We start from the raw sequence: 16259 nt of genomic DNA on the forward strand, positions 1-16259 counted from the left end.
CGGCTGATCAGGACCGCCGGCATTTGCGGCCCGGCAAGGGCGGCGCTGCGGCCTGACCGCCTTGCCCATGCTCATAAGCGCTCCCGCGCCCGCGGGGGCCTTTGCCCGATGGGCAAATCCCCCCTTGCGGCCTTGGGCGCGGCAGCCAGCCTGTCCGGCTGGCTGCCGACATCGCGCGATGCGCGATGCCATGTCCAACGGGAGCGGGGGCGTCTGTGACGCCGACGACGACGGGCGGGAGAGCTGCTGCCTCCCATCTGTGCCCGGATGTATCTGTGCCCGGATGTTGGGCAGCCACCTGCCGTGACATCGCCAGTGTTGGGGGCGCCCGCACGTGGTTCCAACATTCCCCCTTGCACCCCGGCGGCCGGTGGCTAGTCTCGCCGCCATCAGCGGGGAGCATGTCATGGAACTCGATCATCTGGCCGTTTCGGCCGCGACACTGGAAGAGGCGGTTGCCCATGTGGAGGAGAGCCTCGGCGTGCCGATGCAGCCGGGCGGCAGCCATGCGGTCTTTGGCACTCACAACCGGCTTCTTGGGCTTGCTGATGGCCTCTATCTCGAGGCCATTGCCATCGACCCCGCCGCCACACCGCAGCGCAGCCCGCGCTGGTTCGATCTGGACCGCCGCCACGGCCCCGCACGGATCACCAACTGGATCTGCCGCTGCGCCGATCTCACGGCTGCGCTGGCGGCAGCCCCGGAGGGCGCGGGCGAGATTGTCGATCTGCACCGGGGTGATCTCAGCTGGCAGATGGCGGTGCCGAAGGATGGCATCCTGCCGTTTGACAATATGTTCCCGGCTTTGATGCAATGGCACAGCCCCCATCCCGCCGCCGCGCTGGTCCCGCAGGGCTGCAACCTGCGCCGTCTGCATCTGTCGCACCCGGACAGCACAGCACTGGCGCAGGCGCTGCCGTTTGATGATCCGCGGGTCGAGATCCACAGCGGCCCTGCCGCCTTCGAGGCCCAGTTCGACACGCCCCACGGGCGCCGGGTGCTGCGATGATCGTCCGGGCGGCCACCGCAGCGGATGCAGAGGCAATCGCCGCAATCACCAATCAGATCATCCGCGACACGCTGATCACCTTCACCACGGCGGAAAAGACCGGCGCACAGGTCAGTGATGAGATCGCCGAGAAAGGCGCCTATGTGCAGGTGGCCGAGGAGGCGGGCCAGATCCTCGGCTATGTCAGCCTTGGCGGGTTTCGCAGCGGCCCCGGCTATGCCCGCACCGCTGAACATGCGATTTACCTCACCGAAGCGGCCCGTGGCCGGGGCACCGGCCGGGCGCTGATCGCCGCCATCGAGAAGGTCGCGCGCCGCGACGGCATCCACGTGCTGGTCGCAGGCATCAGCGCGCTCAATGCAGGCGGGCTTGGCTTTCACGCGGCCATGGGATTTGTCGAGGTCGGACGGATGCCGGAGGTCGGCTACAAATGGGGCCAGTGGCTGGATCTGGTGCTGATGCAGAAAATTCTCTCTCCCAAAGGGGTTGGCCCCGCTGACAGTCCGGCCAAAGCAGGCTAGGCTGGCCATATGTCACTTTGGACCCGCATCACCGAAGCGCTCGCTGCGCTGGCCTCTGGCCAGAGCCTCAGCGATGTCTTCGACAGCCTGCGCGCGCCACCGGAACGCACCGTTGCCTTTGCCATCGCGGTGATTGCGCTTGGTGCCAAAATGGCCAAGGCGGACGGGCAGGTCACCCGCGACGAGGTCACCGCCTTTCGCGAGGTGTTCCAGATCGCGGCGGAGGATGAGGCAGGTGCTGCGCGGGTGTTTGATCTCGCCCGGACCGATGTTGCGGGCTATCAGGACTATGCCGCGCGGATCCAGAAGATGTTTGCCAATGACCCGCAGACGCTGTGCGATCTGATGGAAGGACTGTTTCACATCGCCATGGCGGACGGGTTTTATCATCCCGGCGAAAACGAATTCCTGTCCGAGGTCAGCCGCATCTTCGGTCAGAGCGAGCAGCAGTTCATGGCGCTGAGGGCGCGGTTTGTTGCCGATGCGCCGCGCGATCCCTACACGGTGCTGGGGGTGACCCCAGAGATGCCGCGCGAGGAGATCCGCAAACATTGGCGCAAGCTGGTGCGAGAGACCCACCCGGATGCGATGATGGCCCGTGGCGTCCCAGAAGAGGCGGTGCGGCTGGCGGAAAAGCGGATGATCGACATCAACCGCGCCTGGGATGAAATCAACGGATGTGCGGCCCATGCGGCTCGTCACGTATAACGTCGAATGGTTCTCCTCGCTGTTTGACGCCGGGGACCGCCTGCTGATGGACGCTGGCAGTTCGGGCCGCTACGGGGTGGATCGCAGCAGTCAGACACGCGCGCTGGCGCGGGTGTTTCAACGCCTCGATGCCGATGGCATCATGGTGATCGAGGCCCCGGATACCAATGGTCGCCGTCAGACCGTGCGTGCGCTGGAACATTTCGCGCGAGAGGCCGGGCTGCGCAGCACCGAAGCGCTGATCGGTTTTGCCAATGACACCCAGCAGGAAATTGCCTTTCTCTACGATCCGCAGGTGCTGCGGGTGGCCCATACACCGGCGCAAACCACCGAGGCACCGCGTTTCGACGGTGTTTTTCACATTGATCTGGATATTGATGCCAAAAAGGATGCGGTGCGGTTTTCCAAACCGCCGCTGGAGCTGACCCTGACCACAAACGGCGGGCGCGAGGTGGCGCTGATTGGCGCGCATCTGAAATCGAAAGCGCCCCATGGCGCGCGCTCCGAAGGGCACGCGGTCAGCCTGTCGATTGCCAACCGGCGCAAACAGCTGGCACAGGCGATCTGGCTGCGCCGCCGGGTTGAGCAGCTTCTGGCCGAGGGGCGGGATGTCATCGTGATGGGCGATCTCAACGACGGGCCGGGGCTTGACGACTATGAGCAGCTGTTCAATCGCTCCTCGGTCGAGATTGTGATGGAGAGCGATCTCTATGATCCGAACGCCCAGAGCCTGCTGCAACCCCGGCTGCGGGTGATGCCCAGCACGGCACGCTTTTATGACAAGGCAAACAAACGCTATTTCAGTGCCTTGCTGGATTATGTCATGGTCTCTTCCGGGCTGCGCCAATCGGCGCAGAGCTGGCGGATCTGGCACCCGTTCGAGGATGCCGCCTGTTATGAGGATGTCGATCTGCGCGAGGCGCTGCTGGCGGCCTCCGATCACTTTCCGGTCAGCCTTGATCTCGATCTTGGGTGAAGGCCCTCAAAGGTTCACCGGCGGCACCGGGGGCTGCGCGACGCCGCCGGTGGTGGTTGCCACTTCAATCCTGACGTGTTTCGCCTATATTGACGGCAAGCAATCCCGTCCAACCCTAAAGGGGGCAATGACATGATGCCTAGGTTCCGAATGACGCCTCAGTCGATGCGCGGCCTTGCGCTTGCGGGGCTGCTGGTGCTGCCGCTGACAGCGCCGGTGGCTGCCGAAACCGCACCCGCGCCAGAGGACGAAGGCAGCAGCCTGATGCAGCGCGGGGCAGAGCTGTTCTGGGAGGGGCTGCGTCAGGAAATGGCGCCCGCGCTTGACGATCTTCAGGCGCTGGCGGATGAATTCGGGCCAAGCCTGCAAGGGTTCCTGTCGGAGATGGGGCCTGCACTGGCCGAGATCGCGGGCAAGGTCGAGGACTGGAGCGTTTATGAACGTCCCGAAATCCTGCCCAATGGCGATATCATCATTCGCCGCAAGCTGCAGGACGCTCCAGACGTGCCGCCGGGTGGATCCCCGCAGGCCAGCCCGGACACCGATCTGCCCGAAGGCACAACCGACCTGTGACGCGCTGAGGATCGGCCCAGAGCGGCAAGGGAGGGTCTGACCCGATGCGGGGCAGGCCAGCGGTTACTTGCGGATCTTCACCCGTACCTCTGCCTCCAGCGACCGGGCAAGGGAACTTAGCCGTGCTTCGGCAACCTCGCCAAACAGCGGCTCCGCCTCGGCCGGCAGTTCCAGCAGCAGGTGTTTCTTGCGCGGTTGCCAGACCAGCTTGCCGATGTTGCCATCCTTGCTGACCATCAGCATGGCGCCGAACCGCATCGCCTTGCCCAGGATCTCGGCCTCTTTCTTGCCGCGCTCGTCCAGAAGATCATAGAGATATTCAAACGCCGTCCCCTGCCGCTTGTTGCGATAGCGGTGCAGCAGCGCAAGGCCGAGAAAGATCCGTTCGGAGTGTTTCAGCCCGCCCAGATTGGCCCGGGTGGCGTTGTCGAAACAGACCTCGGCGCGATAGTCGGGATGGGCGCGCCAGCTGACGTCATGCAGCAGGCAGGCGGCTTTCACCAGCCGGGTCTTGGCATGGTCGGAGGATCTGAACAGCGGCGAGACGAATTCATACAGCGTGCGGCCAAAACCGGGGATGCGGGCATCCTTCTGCTCGGCAAAGCGGCTGGCTTCGATCAGCGGATCGCGGTCGCGCAGGCGCTGGGGCATCTGCTCATAGAGCAGCCCCTCGCGGATGCCATAGCTGGAGACGGCGATATCCTTGGGCCGAAAGGTCTTGACCAGCCGCGACAGCACATCGGCGGCATAGGGCACCAGCGACATCCGGGCGCTGGAAACACCGCATTCGGCGCGCAGCTCTTCCAGGTCCTGGGTCTCGATATAGCGCAGGGTCTCGCGCACGGATTGGGCGCTCATGCGGTATTCATGCAGGACCCGCAGCGGGTAGCCGCGCCGCGCCATGTCGATCCGGGCAATCGCCCGCCAGCTGCCGCCGACCAGAAACAGCCGGTCGTTCTGCTGGCCCATCTCGCTGCGCAGGCCCTCCATCACCTCGGTGATATGCGCCTTGCGGCCACGCCTGCCTCCCGCAACGTCGCGCAGTTTCAGCGGGCCGAGTGAGGAGGTCACCCGTTTGCCGACCTCACCGTCATGGATTTCTGCCAGCTCCATGGAGGAGCCACCGATATCGCAGACCAGACCATAGGATCCGGGCCAGCCCAGCAGCACGCCCTGCGCAGACAGGCGCGCCTCTTCCTGACCGTCGATGACCCAGATCTTCAGCCCGGTTTCGCGCAGCACCTCGTCGCAGAAATCCTGCCCGTCGCTGGCATCGCGCACCGCCGCAGTGGCCACCACCGACAGCGGCGGCATGTCCATGCCTGCGGCCAGATGCTGGAACCGGCGCAGCGCCGACAGGGCGCGGATGCGCCCCTCCGGGTTCAGCCGACCGGTCTCCGACAGGCCAGCGCCCAGGGCACACATGATTTTTTCGTTATAGAAATAGGCGGGGCTACGGGCGGCCCCGTCAAAGATCACCATCCGCACCGAGTTGGAGCCGACGTCCACCACGCCCACCCGTGACAGGGCGCGGGCGCCCGGATCGTCAAACAAGGGTCGGCCAAAAGGCCCCCAATCGGCGGTGGCAGGCTCCGGTGTCACGTGCATGTTGGCTCCGTTACGTGTCGTCAGGATGGGGGATCGGCAAAGCCGGGTCAATCGCAGGCTGCGGCAGCGCCGGACCTGTCTGCGGCATCGGCTGATGCGGTGGCGGCTGGTTTCTCCGCAGGCCGCGACGGGCTGCGCGCGGTTCGGGCAGGGCGGTCCGACATCAGCTCGACCGCCAGCACCCGCGACACCATCCGCCCTTCGGCGAGGGACAGGCGGTCCAGCTCCTCGACGATCTGCGAGGCCGCGGCAAAGGAGCGGTCCATATGCGCCACCAGATAGGGGATCACATCGGGTTTCGGGGTGATCTGCCGGTCGTTGAACAGTTTTGCCAGCACCACCGACAGCAGCGCGTCATCCGGCGGTTGTAGCTGGGCATGGGTCGCGCCTTCGACCCTGCTTTGCAGATCGGGCAGCGACATCGCCCACAGATGCGGTGCGGCCCGCCCGGTCAGCATCAGCGCATGGCCATTGGCCAGAACCAGATTGTGCAGGTGAAACAGGGCATCCTGCGCCTCGGCGTTATCGGCAATATCCGGCACGTCCTCGATGGCGATCGGGCCGTCAGCCAGATGCGGCACATCCGCCTTGGTCAGCTGCCAGGCGGGCAGGATGCGCGCGCCGGAGTTGCTGGCCCAGACATGCACCAGATGGGTCTTGCCGGAGCGTTTCGGCCCGCTCAGCACCAGCTTGCCGCCGGGCCAGGCAAAGGCGGGATCCAGCATCGCCACCGCCATCGCATTGGAGGGCGCGACAAAGAAATCGTCCCGTCCAAGCGCCGGTTTCGCCGGGAGGTCAAAGCTCAGCTGTTGTGCCATGGGTCAGGTTCAGTCCGCGTCGTGAAAGGCTTTGCCCTGGTAGAGGCGACTGTCCAGATAACGCTCAACCAGGAACCGCGCAATCACCCCGAGTGCGGCGGCAACCGGCACCGCGATCAACATGCCGACAAAGCCGAACAGCGCGCCAAAGACCGACAGCGCCAGCAGCAGCCAGACCGGATGAAGCCCAACCGAATTGCCGACCAGCTTGGGGGTGAGCAGATTGCCCTCAACCACCTGACCGATCACGAAAATGCCTGCGACCATGCCGATCGACCACCAGTCGCCCCAGAACTGGAACAGCGCCAGCCCGATGGCCAGCGCGCCGCCGATCAGCGCGCCGAGATAGGGGATGAATGTGACCAGACCGGCGATGAACCCCACCGCAAGACCGAAGTTCAGCCCCACCAGCATCAGCGCCACCGCGTAATAGGTGCCGAGAATCAGGCAGACCGTCCCCATGCCGCGGATAAAGGAGGCCAGCACCTTGTCGATGCGCGCGGCCAGCTCGCGGATGGTGGGGGCGTGATCGCGCGGCAGCAGCTCGTCGATCCGCGCAACCATGCGATCCCAATCGACCAGAAAATAGACCGCGACCACCGGAACAATCACAAACAGCACCATGACGTTGACCAGCGAAACCGCGGAGCCGACAACGCCCTCCAGCACGCTGATCGCCTTGCTTTGCAGGGTCTGGGCAATGGACACGATGGTCTGCTGGGCACGGCTGCCCTCGTCAAACAGGGACGGGGCCTGTTTCTGGGCAAAGTCGCGCAGGTTCTTGAAGGCCTCCGGCAGCACCTGCGCGAGGTCGATCATCTGGTAGATCAGCGTCGGCACCACCACCAGCAGCAGCACCACGAACAGCAGCACCGCCGCAACGGTGATGGTTGCGGTGGCCGCCGTGCGGCTGAGCCCCGCCGCTTCCAGCCGGTCAGCAATCGGATCAAGGAGATAGGCAATCGCGGCGCCCAGGACAAACGGCAGCAGGACATCGCCCAGTGCCCACATGGTCACCGCAAAGGCGACAGCGGCAATGCCCCAGTATTTCAATTGCTTCTGTGCCGGAAGTGCCATGTGTTGCGTCCTGCTCTCAGCCTGATCCTAGGGGCCTGTTTGGGCAGAAGTCTTCGCCCATGCGCCCCGTCGATGCAACCCCAATGACCCGCCACCGGTTCCCGCAGGGGGGGCGGTCAGGTCATCCGCCCGGTCAGCCACGTGCCGAAACGCAAAGCACGATTGCCTGAGGCGCGTCGATGGCTTAGACCGCTTGCGAACCCAGATTGATAAATGAGACCGCCATGCGCCTGTCCCGCTATTTTCTTCCCGTGCTGAAGGAGACCCCCTCCGAAGCCCAGATCGTCAGCCACCGCTACATGCTGCGCGCCGGCATGATCAAGCAGTCCTCTGCCGGGATCTATTCCTGGCTGCCCTTGGGCTTCAAGGTGCTGAAGAAGATCGAAACCATCGTCCATGAAGAGCAGATGCGCGCGGGTCATATCCCGATGCTGATGCCGACGCTGCAATCGGCGGATCTGTGGAAGGAATCGGGGCGCTATGATGACTATGGTCAGGAAATGCTGCGGATCTCCGATCGCCATGGCCGCGACATGCTCTATGGTCCCACCAACGAAGAGCTGATCACCGATATCTTCCGCAGCCATGTCGGCAGCTACAAGGATCTGCCGCTGACGCTCTACCACATCCAGTGGAAATTCCGCGACGAGATCCGCCCGCGGTTCGGTGTCATGCGGGGCCGCGAATTCTACATGAAGGACGGCTATAACTTCGACCTGACCAAAGAGGACGCGCTGCACGCCTATAACCGTCATCTGGTCAGCTATCTGCGCAGCTACGAGCGTATGGGGCTTCAGGCGATCCCGATGCGCGCCGATGGCGGGCCGATTGGCGGCGATTATACCCATGAATTCCTGGTTCTGGCCGAGACCGGCGAGAGCGAGGTGTTCTATGACAGCGCAGTCACCGATCTGACCTTTGGCGATCGCGAAATTGATTACGACAGCGTCGAGCAGTGTCAGGGTGTGCTGGAGGAGTTTACCTCGAAATATGCCCGCACCGATGAAACCCATGACGAGGCGCTGTTTAACGAGGTGCCGGAAGACCGTCGCCGGGTGGCGCGCGGGATCGAGGTTGGCCAGATCTTCTACTTTGGTACCAAATATTCCGAAGCGATGGGTGCCAATGTGCAAGGCCCCGATGGCAAGCAGTCGCCGGTCCATATGGGCTCGCACGGGATCGGCGTTTCGCGTCTCCTTGGCGCCATCATTGAGGCCAGCCACGACGAAAAGGGCATCATCTGGCCCGAAGGGGTGACGCCGTTCCACTGCGGGATCGTGAACCTCAAACAGGGCGACGAAGAAGCCGACGCCGCCTGTGAGAGCCTTTATGACGCGCTGACAGCTGTCGGGCTGGAGCCGCTTTATGATGATCGCAAGGAACGCGCAGGCGGTAAATTCGCCACCATGGACCTGATCGGTCTGCCCTGGCGCATCACCGTCGGCCCGCGTGGTCTGAAGAACGGCGTGGTCGAACTCACGTCGCGCCGCAGCGGCGAAAGCGAGGAACTCTCGCCCGAGGCGGCAGTGCAGAAGATCGTGGAGATCTATGCCAACCACCAGACCGGCCGGGGCTTCTGAAGCGGCGCATAGCCCGCGACATGCCCTTATGGAACGATCAGCACGGTCCGCGCCCCATTGGTGCGGACCGTTTGCGTCTGGGCCAGGAATTTTGCCAAAAAACCCAGCGCCCGGCCGATGGCGGTGGATTGGTGTCATCGCCGGGGAATGCTGCCGGGGCGGAAACCAGATCTTGACCTCGGGCCGTGGGCAGCACAGGTTGCGCTGAACTTTGCCCGGCAGGATCATTATGGCCACACCACTCCCTTTTTCCCGTTTTGAATGGCTGATCGCCTGGCGTTATCTGCGGGCGCGCCGGGCCGAAGGGGGCGTCAGTGTGATGACCTGGATCAGCCTCATCGGCATTGCGCTGGCGGTGTTTGCACTGATCGCCACATTGGCAGTGCGCACCGGGTTCCGCTCGGAATTTGTCGTCACCATTCTGGGGGCCAATGCGCATGTGACGCTCTATTCACATGGCACGGTGACCGAACAGGGCCAGCTGGACCGCAAGCTGACAGAGTATGACGCCCTGGCCGAGGCCGCCGCCGCGGTGCCGGGTGTGATCCGCAGCGCGCCGCTGATCAAAGGGCAGGTGATGGCAAGCCTACGCCAGCGCAGCGCCGGGGTTGAGGTCTTTGGCATCTCTGCGGCCAATATCGCCAGCCTACCGGGGATTGCCCAGAGCGAGGCGGCGATTGGTGACCTGTCGCGGTTTGACGAAGGCGTGGCGCTGGGATCTGGCGTGGCCCGTGAACTGGGCGTGAGCGTCGGCGACCGGATCAAGCTGATTTCCCCCGATGGGGTCAAGACCGCCTTTGGCACCAGCCCGCGCGTCAATGCCTATGAGGTGGTCTATATCTTCACCGCCGGGCGCTATGACATCGACCGGACCCGGCTTTACATGCCTTTTGCCGAGGCGCAGAGCTATTTCAACCGCGAAGGCTTTGCCGATGAAATCGAGGTGATGGTGGAGGATCCCGAAACCGTCGACCGTCTGGTGCTGCCGCTGTTGCAGGCCGGGGATGAGGTTGCCCCGGGCATCGGCGTCTGGACCTGGCGCGATGCCTCGGGTGGCTTCCTGCGTGCGCTGGAGGTCGAAGACAATGTGATGTTCATCATCCTGTCGATCCTGGTGCTGATTGCCACGATGAATATCGTCTCCGGGCTGATCATGCTGGTCAAGAACAAGGGCCGCGACATTGGCATCCTGCGCACCATTGGCCTCAGCGAAGGATCGGTGATGCGGGTGTTTTTCCTCTGTGGGGCCTGCACCGGCGTGATCGGCACTGTGCTTGGGGTCATTCTGGGCTGTCTATTCGCGATCTACATTGATCCGATTTTCTCCTTTGTGAACTATGTGATGGGGGGCGGGGTCTGGGATCCGGCGATCCGGGGCATCTATGCGCTGCCCGCCGAGCTGCGGCTGGCGGATGTGCTGTCGGCGGTGGCGCTGTCGCTGACCTTGTCCTTTGTCATCACCATTTTCCCGGCACGGCGCGCGGCGCGGATGAACCCGGTGGAGGCGCTGCGCTATGAATAATTCCGAAACGCAGACAGGCGCGCAATCTGCCGTATTGCAGCTGAGCCAGGTCGGCAAATCCTACAACCACGGCCTGCCAACGCAGGTGGATGTGCTGACTGGCATTGATCTGACGGTGAAGCCCGGAGAGATCGTGGCGCTGGTGGCGCCCTCTGGTGCCGGCAAATCCACCCTGCTGCATACGGCCGGCCTGCTGGACACGCCCGATCGCGGCACGGTGCGGATTGGCGGGCAGGATCTGACCGGCAAATCCGAGCGGCGGCGTACGGCGGTGCGGCGGCAGGATGTGGGGTTTGTCTACCAGTTTCATCATCTGCTGGCGGAGTTCACCGCGCTGGAAAACATCGTGTTGCCGCAGCTGGCCAATGGCATCAGCCAGGCCAAGGCAGAGGCGCGGGCGCAGGATCTGCTGGCGCGGGTCGGGCTGAGCGACCGCGCCGGGCATCGCCCTGCGGCGATGTCGGGCGGCGAGCAGCAGCGGGTGGCGTTTTGTCGGGCGCTGGCCAACGGGCCGCGTCTGCTTCTGGCGGATGAGCCGACAGGCAACCTCGATCCCGCTACCGCCGATCAGGTCTTTGCGGTGCTGATGGAGCTGGTGGCCGAGACCGGCATGGCGGCGCTGATTGCCACCCATAATCTGGAGCTGGCAGAGCGCATGGACCGGGTGGTGCGGTTGGACGGCGGGCAGCTCCATCCGGGGCTCTGAGCCGCATCGGTCAGGCGCAGATACCGCCCAGCTCGGCGCCTTTCCACGGCAGGTAGACATCGCTTTCGCGGCTTTGCGGCAGGTCTGAGACGGGCATCGCCGCCTTCAGCATTCCATGCAGCCGCTTGGTGCGCGCGCCGGTTGGGTCCAGCGCACGGCAGCAGACGTATTCTTCGACAATCGCGCCCTGCTGTTCATAGGCAAAGTCGATGAAGCGGTCGTCGCCTTTCAGATCAAACAGATAGGGATCATCCGTCGCGCGGTGTTCGGCAGCGGCGCGCAGCGGGTGATAGCCGGTCTTGGCGCGTTGCTGCCATTGCCAGACATGGGTCGCCTCATGGGCCAGCAGCATCGCCTCCACCAGATAGAGCCGCTCGGGGTAGGCGGGCATGTAGTCGTCGATATACCAGTCGCGCACGAAGAAGATGCGGTTGAACAGCGCCAGTGCGGCGGGGGAAGAGGTGACGATCTCATCTTTTACGGGCGGCAGGATGCGTTCGCGGCAGGTCACGCGGGGGCGTGGCTTGCGGCGAAATGTGACCTGCGAGAGCGGCGCGCCCTTGACGATGCGCAGGCGGCTCATATCCAGTTCGGGCCCGTGAATACGGCTGAGGAACTGCTGTTCGCCTTCGGACAGCGGACGCCCGCAGGACAGCAGGGCAAGACACCCCAGGACAAGACAGAACCGCGCGATCATGGACCCACCCTAGGACAAGTTGCGCCTGGGTGGGAACTGGTTTTGCGAGCTTTGTCGCGTGGTCAGCTGGCAGCGCGGCGCAGGTCCACGAAGGTCTCGTTATAGCAGGCGCCATCCTCGGTATCGGTGCGGATATCGGCGGGGATCAGCGCGTTCACGGTCAGACCCGTGGCGCTGCTGGCGCGCCAGGTGCCCTTGGGGCTGTAGAGCACGCCGGGTCGGGTGGCATCGCTGATTTTCAGCCGCAGGGTGACGGTGGCCCGATCGTTGAAGACCTCTAGCAGATCGCCATCGGTCAGCTCACGGCTGGCGGCATCCTTTGGGTGCATTTCGACCAGTTCGGCCCCATCTGAGGGTGGCTGATCGCCAAAGGTGGCGTTGGTGCGTTTTGCCGAAGACGGCGTGATCAGCACAAAGGGGGCGCTGCGCGGCACCGGATCATAGCGCGGCACGCCAAAGCCGTAGCGGGTCTCGTAGTCCTCGCTGAACAGCTCAATCTTGCCCGAGGCGGTGGCCGGCGCAATTGTATCACAAAGGATCGGTGCGGCGCCCTCGGCGGCGGTGATTTCCAGCGCCCGGTCGAGGGGGATTTCACTGGGGCGGTGGCCCTGAAGCTGTGGATGATTGCCGTCCAGCGCCTGATCCATCAGCTCGGCATCGCTGGCCTGAAACAGCGGGTCATCATAGCCGAACCGCGCGGCCAGACGGCGGAAAATCTCGGTATTGGGCAGGCTGTCGCCCACCAGCGGAATGACCGGGGCGGCACGCTGGATGAAGTTCTGGCCGTAAGCACCATAGACATCGTCATATTCGAAATGGCTGGCGGCGGGCAGGATCACATCGCACATCCGCATGGAATCGGTCATCGCCACATCGCAGCCCGCGATAAAGATATCCTCCTGACTGAGCGCTTGGATCAGGCGGGCCTGATCGGGGTGGGTGGCGACCGGGTTGTGATTGTAGATCATCACCGCCTTCACCGGGATGCGCATGTTCTGGTCCAACAGTTTGCGCGCCACATCGACGATGTTGAAGATACGGGTGTCTGGATCAATCAGGTGACTGGCCTGCAAGCGGTCTGGAGTCTTTGGAGCCGCAAGGCCGGGTTTGGCCAGCACCCCGGCACCCAGCCGCCCGTGATGGCCGGTCAGCGCCTGGAGCGCCATGGCCGCACGCAGGCCGGAGCCGCCGGAGCGTCCGCGTTCGATCCCGTTGCCAAGCGAGGTGGACATGCAGCGGGCCTGTGCGATCCAATCCGCCAGCTGGTGGAACTGCGCCAGCGGGATGCCGCAGACCTCGGCCACCTGATCGGGGGTATAGCTGCGCGCGGCCTTCAGGTATGGTTCTGATCCGGTGGTCCATTGGCCGATAAACTCATGGTCCAGCGCGCCGCGCCGCTCCAGCTCAGCCGCCAGCGCCATTGCCAGCACCACATCGGTGCCCGGCACCGGTTGCAGATGCAGGTCGCAGTGTTCGGCAATCTTGGTGCGTTTGGGGTCGATCACCACCAGCCGTGCGCCCTTGGTGCGGGCCTGTTTCAGCAGCGGCGCCATATGCAGGTTGGAAACCGTAATGTTATTGCCCCAGACCAGCACCAGATCCGAATGCAGCAGCTGCTGTGGCGGCATGCCGGGAGCGGGGCCGAACAGGCTCTCATAGGCGCCACCGCGCACCCCGCCGCAGAGCGGCCCCCGGTTCAGCCGGGTTGCGCCCATGTGGTAGAAAAATCGCCGGTCCATCGACCCGCCGGCCAGCTCGCCGTGGGGGCCTGCGTAGTTGAAGGGCAGCACCGATTGCGCGCCGTGGGCGGTGATTGCGCGCATGAACCCGGCGTGGATCAGGTCCAGCGCCTGCTCCCAGCTGATCGGCTCATAGCTGCCGCTGCCGCGCGGGCCGCTGCGGCGCAGCGGCTGGGTCAGCCGGTTGGGACCATGCACGAAGCCTGCAAAACTGCGCGCCACCTTGTTGCAGATCACCGCGTCGGTCAGCGGATTGGCGTGTGATCCGCGCACCGCCGTGATCTCGCCATCCGTGACACTGACGCTGAGGCTGCAGGTGTCGGGGCAATCCAGCGGGCAGACGCTGGGCAACTGGGTGGTCGGGCTATCGGCAGGGGCGTTGTCGCGCATGGCTGGGCTCGCAAATCTGAAAGGGTCTGTCGCGGTCAGCCTAGCCTGGAATGTGACCTTGTCGAAATGGCCAGTTCGGTGAGTTTTGATAAGGCCAGGACCTAGCGCAGATCCACCACAGATTTGCCCAGCCGGAACGGCGCGGCAAAGGCCACCATGCAGAGCGCGAGGATCTGCAACACCAGAATATGAGCGTTGTCCTGAAGATATTCCCATTCGCTCTTGAGCTGGGTGATCTGTTCAATCAGCGCATCATAGGCGCGGGCCAGGATCAGAAAATCGCCTGCAATGGTCGGAACCTTGCGGCGCAGGCTGTCGACGGCGGCTTCGGTCGGGGCATCCAGCGCGGTAAAAACGGTGAAGGCGGCGGGATCGAACGCATCCGCTTTGGCGGCCATCTCCATCATCTCGCTGGTGTTCTCGGCGCGGCCAAAGATCAGCTGCAGCCCCTGCAGCGGGGTCACCTGATCAGTCACAGCGATGAACAGCGGCAGTTCGGCATTGCCCGCGGTGGAGGCGGAGAGAAACTCGATCTTATCACATAGGGTTGCGATATCGCTGTCATAGGCCGGATCGCAAAACCGCAGGCGAAAGCGCGCGGCGTCGCGGTCAAAAGAGGCTGTGGCGGCATAGGCGATGTCGATCTGCCGTTCCAGTCGCCCGGTGTCGGCCTTGTAGATGCCCGCCAGCACAGCAACCAGCGCGCCGATACCGCCCAGCACCACCCAGCCCAGATCCGCCAGCCGCCAGACGCGGTGTCCTGCAGGGTGGCGAAACAGCAGCGCGGTGCCGAGGCTGCCCGCGCCGAAACACAGGAGGATCAGCAGCAGCTGATTGTCGGCAATGGTCATCATGGCGGCGGCTCCTGCGGGTGGGTCCGGGGTGGGCTGGCTCTGGGGAAGTGTAGAAAGACCAGCGCCTTGCAGGCAAGCGCTATCACCGCGCGGCCGGTGATGCCCAGAGGCGCGGTGGGGGATGTCCTGATTGTGATGTCACCCGCGTTGTCGGGAGCGGGTCAGTGCTGCGGGCAGCAAAGAGCAGGCGGCGCCGCCAAGGGCCCAATGTGTCCACTGGGGCCAAAGGCGGAGGGTAGGATGGGGTTGCCCATCTTCGCGAGATATCTGCGAACCGCCCCGGTTGGTGGCCGTAGCGTCCGATCTCCAGGTGGTGAGGCGGGGTGTCAGTCCGCCCCGGATGTCGCGACCGGATCAGTCTGGCAGATCGGGTTTAAGCGAAGGTGGGGGCGGCGTGCGGTGGGTGCGCAACGGGGCGGTGAGGGGGAACGTTTGAGGGTCGGACGGGCGGAGCCCTTCGCGGATGCTGGTGCCTTGGAAAGTGACGGGGGCGGTGTGCCCCTTGGGACGTGACGCGCAGCGGCACGGCCCGCGCCTGACCTTCCCGTCATGCCAGAGGCGCTTCACGCCTCCCCAAGGTCAGGTGCGGGCCTTGTATTATGGAGACAGAGGTTAGGAGGTAGAGCTTGGGCACCGCTATCCTCTGTGCACAAACATTTGTTTCAACGATTTGCAGGCCGCAAACAGGTCGCACTGCTCACACCAAGTAATTGCTATTTTTCAGAGAGCCATCGCTTAGTTTGCGGATGGATAGACTTTGAAAGCCCTCGTAAGAAAAGCCAACGAATGAAGCCTTTGTCTTTCCTGACACTAAAGCTCAGGAAGTAGGCCGGCCAATAGACTGTAGAGCAAAATATTGACGCAAGACCGGAGAAAGCTAAAGGTTTGGCGAGGAACACGTCCGTATCCCCAAATAGAGAGTGGAGAAGTTGGGAGGTCACAAAGTACCCCGCACCGAACAAGGGAAACACTACTGTCGCAAAAATTGAAAATAATAGGAGATTTGCGGTTTTGACGACCCAAAAGGGTTGAATGGCAATGTGGTTTGGCCGGGCAGCACTCAGTAAATCAGCGCCTTCTAGCCCCCGTATATTCAGTAACGCGCTATGGTACTTTGGAGTGCGACCTCTGAAATTCTGAGTTTCGACTACCTGGGCCATAAGCTGAATGAGGGTCAGTACATTGAGAGACAGACTAGACCAAAGTAAAGAGGCTCCAAACAAAACATACACTTCAGGAACAGATATTTGAATGAGGCTTGTTTTAATGATGAGTGTTCCTGAGCCACTTAATGTATGAATTGCAATTGAAATGGTTAGGAAGATGAGCGACTGTTTTGATATTTCAGATAATTTGGAGCGGCACAGCTTGTTAATGTTTTCGTATATTTTGGAGAGATCATCATCATTTTTCACATTTGATCTTAGTACTCCACGATACTCGTGAAGAACCATGCCAAAGATTGATACTTTCATTTAAGC

15 protein-coding genes are annotated in these 16259 nt (G+C 63.1%); 8 read left to right on the forward strand and 7 right to left on the reverse strand.

Translation table 11 applies throughout. From position 1 onward, the window contains the following. Nucleotides 1–406 precede the first annotated feature (406 nt). The 5 genes from VWZ81_RS03290 (at nt 407) to VWZ81_RS03310 (ending at nt 3787) form a co-directional block, all read left to right on the forward strand. Nucleotides 407–1009: a VOC family protein gene (locus tag VWZ81_RS03290; protein ID WP_416542078.1), complete on the forward strand. Its 603-nt coding sequence runs from the start codon at nt 407–409 to the stop codon at nt 1007–1009. Beyond that, entirely contained in the window at nt 1006–1530 is a 525-nt protein-coding gene (locus tag VWZ81_RS03295; RefSeq protein ID WP_416542079.1) for a GNAT family N-acetyltransferase, read from the forward strand. Before VWZ81_RS03290 ends, VWZ81_RS03295 begins: the two co-directional genes overlap by 4 nt. Before the next feature lie 9 nt (nt 1531–1539). Beyond that, entirely contained in the window at nt 1540–2238 is a 699-nt protein-coding gene (locus tag VWZ81_RS03300) for a molecular chaperone DjiA (RefSeq protein ID WP_340546028.1), read from the forward strand. Beyond that, complete coding sequence (locus tag VWZ81_RS03305) at nt 2219–3214, forward strand: endonuclease/exonuclease/phosphatase family protein (RefSeq protein WP_340546027.1); 996 nt, start codon at nt 2219–2221, stop codon at nt 3212–3214. The genes VWZ81_RS03300 and VWZ81_RS03305 overlap by 20 nt, the downstream gene beginning before the upstream one ends. Nucleotides 3215–3346: 132 nt before the next feature. Continuing rightward, the gene (locus tag VWZ81_RS03310; RefSeq protein WP_416542080.1) at nt 3347–3787 is read left to right on the forward strand and encodes a hypothetical protein; all 441 of its coding nucleotides are present in this window, start codon (nt 3347–3349) and stop codon (nt 3785–3787) included. 63 nt (nt 3788–3850) lie between these two features. On the opposite strand, the gene VWZ81_RS03315 is transcribed toward VWZ81_RS03310, so the two are convergent. Genes VWZ81_RS03315 through VWZ81_RS03325 form a run of 3 tightly spaced genes read right to left on the reverse strand, consistent with a single transcriptional unit; the run spans nt 3851 to nt 7290 of the window. Next, nucleotides 3851–5395 carry a Ppx/GppA family phosphatase gene (locus VWZ81_RS03315; RefSeq protein ID WP_416542081.1) on the reverse strand — a complete coding sequence of 515 codons (1545 nt, stop codon included), beginning with the start codon at nt 5393–5395 and terminating at the stop codon, nt 3851–3853. A 47-nt stretch (nt 5396–5442) separates the two neighbouring features. Then, nucleotides 5443–6213 carry a DnaA ATPase domain-containing protein gene (locus VWZ81_RS03320; protein ID WP_340546024.1) on the reverse strand — a complete coding sequence of 257 codons (771 nt, stop codon included), beginning with the start codon at nt 6211–6213 and terminating at the stop codon, nt 5443–5445. A gap of 9 nt (nt 6214–6222) precedes the next feature. Continuing rightward, complete coding sequence (locus tag VWZ81_RS03325; protein ID WP_416542082.1) at nt 6223–7290, reverse strand: AI-2E family transporter; 1068 nt, start codon at nt 7288–7290, stop codon at nt 6223–6225. Between the two features lie 224 nt (nt 7291–7514). Here VWZ81_RS03325 and proS point away from each other — a divergent pair, with 224 nt between their 5' ends. The 3 genes from proS to VWZ81_RS03340 all read left to right on the forward strand — a co-directional run bounded on the left by proS (nt 7515) and on the right by VWZ81_RS03340 (nt 11098). Then, nucleotides 7515–8870 carry a proline--tRNA ligase gene (gene proS / locus VWZ81_RS03330; RefSeq protein ID WP_416539031.1) on the forward strand — a complete coding sequence of 452 codons (1356 nt, stop codon included), beginning with the start codon at nt 7515–7517 and terminating at the stop codon, nt 8868–8870. A gap of 229 nt (nt 8871–9099) precedes the next feature. Beyond that, nucleotides 9100–10392, forward strand: coding sequence for a lipoprotein-releasing ABC transporter permease subunit (locus tag VWZ81_RS03335; protein ID WP_416542083.1), 1293 nt, complete (start codon nt 9100–9102; stop codon nt 10390–10392). After that, nucleotides 10385–11098: an ABC transporter ATP-binding protein gene (locus VWZ81_RS03340; RefSeq protein ID WP_416541393.1), complete on the forward strand. Its 714-nt coding sequence runs from the start codon at nt 10385–10387 to the stop codon at nt 11096–11098. The genes VWZ81_RS03335 and VWZ81_RS03340 overlap by 8 nt, the downstream gene beginning before the upstream one ends. 10 nt (nt 11099–11108) lie before the next feature. Here VWZ81_RS03340 and VWZ81_RS03345 read toward each other — a convergent pair whose 3' ends face one another. The 4 genes from VWZ81_RS03345 to VWZ81_RS03360 all read right to left on the reverse strand — a co-directional run bounded on the left by VWZ81_RS03345 (nt 11109) and on the right by VWZ81_RS03360 (nt 16253). Continuing rightward, nucleotides 11109–11795 (reverse strand): hypothetical protein, encoded by a 687-nt coding sequence (locus VWZ81_RS03345; RefSeq protein WP_340546019.1) that lies wholly within the window; start codon nt 11793–11795, stop codon nt 11109–11111. A gap of 62 nt (nt 11796–11857) precedes the next feature. Then, nucleotides 11858–13924, reverse strand: a complete 2067-nt coding sequence (locus VWZ81_RS03350; protein WP_416542084.1) for a molybdopterin-dependent oxidoreductase — start codon at nt 13922–13924, stop codon at nt 11858–11860. A 101-nt stretch (nt 13925–14025) separates the two neighbouring features. Then, nucleotides 14026–14778: a hypothetical protein gene (locus tag VWZ81_RS03355; protein ID WP_102849353.1), complete on the reverse strand. Its 753-nt coding sequence runs from the start codon at nt 14776–14778 to the stop codon at nt 14026–14028. 713 nt (nt 14779–15491) lie between these two features. After that, on the reverse strand, nt 15492–16253 hold the full coding sequence (locus VWZ81_RS03360; protein ID WP_260098779.1) for a hypothetical protein: 762 nt from the start codon (nt 16251–16253) through the stop codon (nt 15492–15494). Between the last annotated feature and the right edge of the window lie 6 nt (nt 16254–16259).

The sequence above is a fragment of the Phaeobacter sp. JH20_34 genome (assembly GCF_048056095.1).
In the GTDB taxonomy this organism is placed as follows: domain Bacteria; phylum Pseudomonadota; class Alphaproteobacteria; order Rhodobacterales; family Rhodobacteraceae; genus Phaeobacter; species Phaeobacter bryozoorum.